The following is a 6,202-nucleotide window of genomic DNA, read 5'->3' as shown; positions in this document are numbered from 1 at the left end:
GGCAAGTCTATTTACAAAAAATGGTTATCCTGTCGGTTTTGATCGTATTGCTCCATTTGCCGGAGCGATCCCGAATGCGGATGAAGTAGGACAACGTGTCCGTAGGGAATTTTGTGCTTGCAATACAAGTCAGACGGGTGTTGGGAAAAGTACAACAAAAATATTTGGTATCGGGGCTATTGGTCAATTTTATGGAAATCTCTCCTTGAATGCCATTGCCCGAACCCAATTGTGGTATCGGATTCACTTTAAAAGAGTGCTCAAACTTGTCACGGCTGTCAATCAGGGAAATGTTGGTGCTGTCTTTGCTGCCCAAATTTCCGTCGCCATCCGTGAACGAAAAACGCACTTCAATCGTATCCAATTTGATGCCACCGCCTCGGCTTTGGTCAATTGCGGCATGACTGATGCCGATGAACTTGATTATCGGCTCAGCAGGGAATTCTGGTGGTTTGGAGCAAGTAGTTACCAGCAGCAAGACCAGCAGCGCGCAAAGGAAATATTCAAACGTTTTCATCATAATTGCTAATTTTGACCAGTTGAACACCGTTTTTTTATTGTTTCCCCGAAGCTCAGGAAAAAACGGGCAGCAAGCCACAATTTTGAACAAAAAATACTACTTTTTATTGAAACAGGAAATGTTATTTCAGTCGGCTAGGAGTCATCTGCATGAACTCATTCAAAAAGTAGACCCTGATAGCTTCGAAATGCTTGCGCTTCAAGTGTTTCGGTTTCAAGCCCGGTTCAATCCGCTTTATGCCCGATATCTGGATTTGCTGCACATTGAACCTACCAACATTCAACGTTTGGAAGACATTCCTTGTTTACCGATTCAACTCTTTAAGCAATACCAAATAAAAACCGGTGAATGGCCAAGCGAAGCCACCTTTTCCAGTAGCGGCACTACCGGGACGGAAACCAGCACCCACGCGGTACGCAGCCTCGAAGATTATACCCAAAACACCCGCCGCGGTTTTGAAACATTTTACGGGCCATTGCAAGAATATTGTGTACTGGCACTTTTACCCGCTTACCTCGAACGCAGTGGCTCCTCACTTGTGTATATGGCCGAGCAATTTGTACAAATTTCTAGGTATCCGCAGAGTGGATTTTACCTCTACAACCACGATGATTTGCGCAAAACCCTGGCGGAATGTGCCCAGCAAAAAATTCCAACCCTGTTGATTGGGGTGAGTTTTGCCCTCTGGGATTTGGCCGAAGAAGGTGGGGTGGATTTTCCGGAATTGATCGTGATGGAAACTGGCGGGATGAAAGGCCGTCGAAGGGAACTTACCCGTACGGAATTGCATGAGATCCTTACCAAAGGACTCAAGGTGAAACACATTCACTCGGAATATGGGATGACGGAGCTATTGTCCCAAGCTTACTCTCAGGGTGAAGGTATTTTTCAAGCCGCTCCAACCCTCCGGGTTTGGACTCGGGAAGTGACCGACCCCTTTCAACCCATGGCCGCAGGCCGTACCGGAGCGCTGAACATTATCGATCTGGCGAACCTCGATACCATTTCATTCATTGCAACGGATGACCTGGGAAAGATTTTCGCAGACGGTTCTTTTGAAGTGCTGGGCAGATTGGATGCCGAAGATATACGGGGCTGCAATCTATTGGTGGAAATGAGAGATGGGGAGCGTTGAAAAAATTGATTCATCGTTAATACCAACATTGCAAAGCGCAATTTTTGCTTGAACTCAACAAAAAAATTCTGGAAGGATTTAAAATTCATTTAGTAGATATGTAGCTTAGCCATTCCAATTCAAAAAATTCATATCTTTATCCGCAGACTATTTTAATATCAAAGACCCTGTGGGTAAAACGACAACAGCTATGCCTTTGGCCCAACCCATCTCCTCCCTACACCGAGAATTGAATCTATTGCTGGCCAACGATGACCTGCCAGCAGGACTCAAATTGTGCAAAGAACTCTTACCTGAAAGGGGCGAAAAGCATAAACTGATCCTGGCCATGCAGGCACAGCTCCAACAGCTGAACAAAGACCGCATGAAAGGCCTGATCAGCCAGGAAGATTACGCCCGCCGCCTGGCCATCATCGTAGATTCCTTCATCAATTTTATCCCTGAACTCGAAACCACAGACTTTGATCTTCCCGCCACTGCTGCCTCCACATCCTCCAGCAATAGCCCCCAAACGGGCAGTGTACTGTACCGAGTGCCGCACAGCATGCCCCTGCAAAAAGCCAGCATTTGCACCATCCGTATAGCCATTGACGAAGACGCCATTCTGGAAGACATCATCATCGATGGGGATGTTCGAATGAAGGAAAAAGTAGAGGTGTCGGAGCGCATGAGCGCCGAACTGCTGGACACCGAAGGCCGGGTGTTTGACATCATGCCCCTCAATGCCAAAGACCAGAAAGTGCGGCCTACCGGCTACACGCAATGGTTGTTTCGGGTAACGCCCCTGCTGGAAGGCCAGCACCAGTTGCTGGTGAAAGTATCGCTGCTGGAATTTGACCAAAACACCAAAGAATACGTGCCCCGCGATGTGTCGGTGCTGGAAACCGTGACCGTAGTAACAGCCAGCCAGCACAGCGACGTGGAGGAAGTCCCCCTGAAATCGGCTGGGCCGTCTTTTGTGATGGGGCCAGATGCCCTGCCTAACTTTAACATGAAAAAGGAATCGGTCAATGTAGAATCTGAAAACTTCAGCGGGGGCAATTGGCTCAATGGCCGCACCCAGCGCATCGCGGCCTTGTTTTTGGCGTTTTTGGTTTTTGCCTCCTCTGCTACGTTTGCTTTTACACCCAAAATGACGCGGGATTGGTGGGCCACCACCTGGAAGGACACTCCCGAAGCTTATCAATCCTTCATCGATGCGTATGAGGCCAAGGTGCCAGAGGGAATCAAACACCCCAAAATCGAAAAAGCCTATTACTACAAGGCCGCAAAGAGCAATGAATTGCCCGATTTGCGGGAATACCAGCAATTGTACGCCGATAAGGGCGAGTTCAATGAGCCGGTTTTGGAAAAAATAAAAGTGTTGGAATGGGAAGCGGTACAAGCCATCCAGAAAGAACCCTCTGCACTAAATATACAGCGCTATCTGACCGATTTCCCGGATGCTCGGCGCTTGACGCAGGTTTTGGAAGCAGCCAAAACTTTGCCTATGGAGGAACAAAAAGTGGTGTTGCAGCAAATTGAAAACCGCTTCGTTACAAACAATACAAAACAAATTTCTATTAAGCCCACACCCAAAATCAGAACCACCACCCCTAGCACTAGCGAAGAAGGCCTCCCGAACACGTTAACGATTCAAGAAAAGCAAAACTCTTCTACCGATAAAACTAACTCTACTTTCACTGATAAAACCAACTCCTCTTTTCATGATAAAAAGACTGAGCCACTCGTCACGGTTAAACAAGAAACAAACACATTAGAAAAAAAATATTTAGATAAAACGCCTCCTGAAATAGCTAGTCAAGAACTTCTTACAGAGGTTAAATCTACACCCACGGGCATCAGTAAAGACCCTTTTCGCAGGCAAATGTTACTGGTTAAGGGAGGGACTTTTATTATGGGTAGCCCTGATAAGGATAATGACGCTGAAAATGACGAAAAACCCCAGCACAGCGTCAGCCTCAGCGATTTTTCTATTGGCAAGTACGAGGTAACCCAGGCGCAATGGCGGGCAGTAATGGGGAAAGACCCTGAAGAGCTGTCTTTTAAAGGCTGTGACCAATGTCCAGTGGATGATGTTAGCTGGAACGACATTCAGGAATTTCTCAAAATCCTGAACGCCAAAACGGTTAAAAAGTACCGCCTACCCACTGAAGCGGAATGGGAATACGCCGCGCGTGGCGGAAATCAGAGCGCTGGCTACACCTACGCAGGCAGCAATGCCCTGGCCGAAGTGGCCTGGTACGATGACAACTCCAGCGGCAAAACCCATCAGGTAGGCCAGAAAAGAGCCAATGAGCTGGGTTTGTACGATATGATTGGCAATGTGATTGAATGGTGTCAAGACTTGAAGTGTACTTATTCAAGCACTGCGCAAACGAATCCTACAGGGGCTGTTTCTGGCTCTTACCGCATGCTTCGAGGCGGGAGCTGGTACAGCACCGCCAGGTATTGTCGTGTATCGCTTCGCAACTACCGCGCGCCGACGTTTCGCAACACCTATGTTGGCTTTCGTCTTGCGCTCTAGTTGCTGAGGTTTGCCATGTGGCTTTCTGTTGAGCTGAAAAATGTCCGCAATAGGCCAACTCCGGCCATAAGCGAGCCTCAAAGCGAGGCAATTGCGGGAAGTGGGCTACGGCGATAGCGGTAGGGCAAATGCATAAAATTGTTGTTGCAATGCAATGTTTTACGCAAGTTACCAACCCCCAAGCCCCTGGATGAGGAGCAGATTTTCGGTAAGTGAAAATCTTACTTTTGCTCAAAAAAGGTAGAATATTGACCTAACGTAAGCTTTTCTCCCCTTCCAGGGGCTTGGGGGTTGGTAATCACCAGCACAATCTTGCCAGCAATGCATTTCTGTGTCCTAATTGTAGCCCTCCCTGCCAGAAGCCGGAGGTTAAAAAATAAACGTAAAATATTTATAATCAAAAGATAGTGTCAAAACCAACCCAAAATTCTACAATGGATAAAGTAAGCACGTACAAAAAAATAGTAGGGGAGATTGTTCAGGAAGTAGCAGACATGACCCCTTCTGATGAATCATCGGAGACCCAACTGATCATGGATTTGGAGCGGGGGCATTTTGTGCTTTTTTCAGTGGGTTGGTACAACAATAAACGCGAATACCTTCCTTTTGTACACCTCGACGTCAAGCCAGATGGCAAAATTTGGATTCAGCACGATGGCACCGATCTGGTACTAGCCCAATGGCTGCTCGACAAGGGCGTACCCAAAGGAGACATTGTACTGGCTTTTCATGCTCCGGCCAGACGGGAATTGATTCCTGACTTTGCGCTGGGGTGAATATAGGAGCTCATCCTTCTGTTACCTGCGGCATCAAGTCGGGAGTCACTTCAACATACCCTCAAGAATTTTTTCAAGCTCTTCTGCCTTCGGGTGAATCGCCAAAATGATTCCATTTGAATCCACCAAATAGGTATTTCCGCCACCCTTGTTTATATTGTATTTGTTCCAAATGCCATTTTTGTCGTCCAACTCGATTAAATTTAGCCAGGGGTATTTGTCTTTTTTAACTGCGGTTTTAAACTGATTGGTGGTCTTGAACTCTCTGGCGATGCCAACAATGGTGAATCCCTTGTCTTTGTATTTTTCATAAATGGGAATTATGCTTTTGCTCAAGCCACGGCAGGGGCCACACCAGGAAGCCCACATATCGATCAGGGCCACTTTTCCTTTTATTTGTTCTGAGATTTTTATCACTTCACCTTCAATGGTCGGGGCAGAAAAATCAAGAAAATGGTTACCCACCTTGATGGTTTGGATGGCATTTAGCATTTCTGCAATTGTATTGGTGTAGGGATGGGTGGGGTACAATTTGGAGAACTTTTGGTACATTTCAATAAGAGCGGCAAGGTTGATGTTTTTGTCGCCGCTAGAAATGTCATCAAACAACGTCCAAAGTAGGGAATAGGAAAAAACATCAGGATTTCGTTGAATGTATTCGTATTGCCAATCTAGCCGAATTTTACTGATTGAATCCCTTTTGTGCATTTGGATCAAAGCCATAGGAGTCCACATTTCTCCACTTATGCTTAACTCCTCAAGCGCTGCTAACAACTTATATCGTTCATTTTCAGTGGGCTTATTTCGGAGTTGCGCCTGAAGTTGTTTTGCGTTTTCACTCCAATAGTTGTTGGATTCCTCTAATGAATCAAGAATTGCTTGAAATGGTTTGTATTGAACATAAAATTTGCTCCTTACTTGTTGTTCAAAATCCTTCATCTTTTGGGTCAACACGCTACCAGTTATTGTGTTTTTATCAAAATCTTCGAGTGAATGTAACATGAAATTAACGCTGCAATTTTCTGCGAAAAAGGCGATTGGTTTCCACGCTCCATCTTCAAATTCATCTCCAAAAATCAATTTATACTTCTCAACAAATGGGACTTCTAGTTCATAGCTGAAAACGTTTTTTTCAATGGGAATTTTGATGCCAGCAAAACGTGGATCTTCGGTTGCCTTGAGTAAGATGAGGTACTTTGAATCTCGTCCGATAATTTTGCCCTGCAATTTGCATTGGATGTTTT

5 protein-coding genes are annotated in these 6,202 nt (G+C 45.9%); 3 read left to right on the top strand and 2 right to left on the bottom strand.

Going from position 1 to position 6,202, the window contains the following annotated elements:
- Positions 1-7 precede the first annotated feature (7 nt).
- Positions 8-520 (bottom strand): hypothetical protein, encoded by a 513-nt coding sequence (locus ABW391_RS28205; RefSeq protein ID WP_353485251.1) that lies wholly within the window; start codon positions 518-520, stop codon positions 8-10.
- 106 nt (positions 521-626) lie between these two features.
- Here ABW391_RS28205 and ABW391_RS28200 point away from each other — a divergent pair, with 106 nt between their 5' ends.
- From ABW391_RS28200 to ABW391_RS28190, 3 genes are all read left to right on the top strand, one after another.
- Positions 627-1,655, top strand: a complete 1,029-nt coding sequence (locus ABW391_RS28200; RefSeq protein WP_353485250.1) for a LuxE/PaaK family acyltransferase — start codon at positions 627-629, stop codon at positions 1,653-1,655.
- A 190-nt stretch (positions 1,656-1,845) separates the two neighbouring features.
- Complete coding sequence (locus ABW391_RS28195) at positions 1,846-4,182, top strand: SUMF1/EgtB/PvdO family nonheme iron enzyme (protein ID WP_353485249.1); 2,337 nt, start codon at positions 1,846-1,848, stop codon at positions 4,180-4,182.
- A 434-nt stretch (positions 4,183-4,616) separates the two neighbouring features.
- Positions 4,617-4,958 carry a XisI protein gene (locus ABW391_RS28190; RefSeq protein WP_353485248.1) on the top strand — a complete coding sequence of 114 codons (342 nt, stop codon included), beginning with the start codon at positions 4,617-4,619 and terminating at the stop codon, positions 4,956-4,958.
- Positions 4,959-5,003: 45 nt separating this feature from the next.
- Here ABW391_RS28190 and ABW391_RS28185 read toward each other — a convergent pair.
- Positions 5,004-6,202 (bottom strand): peroxiredoxin family protein (locus ABW391_RS28185; protein WP_353485247.1); only part of this gene is annotated, 1,199 nt, incomplete at its 5' end.

This window comes from Haliscomenobacter sp., assembly GCF_040403615.1.
In the GTDB taxonomy this organism is placed as follows: domain Bacteria; phylum Bacteroidota; class Bacteroidia; order Chitinophagales; family Saprospiraceae; genus Haliscomenobacter.
This window is presented reverse-complemented; position numbering and strand designations above follow the sequence as displayed.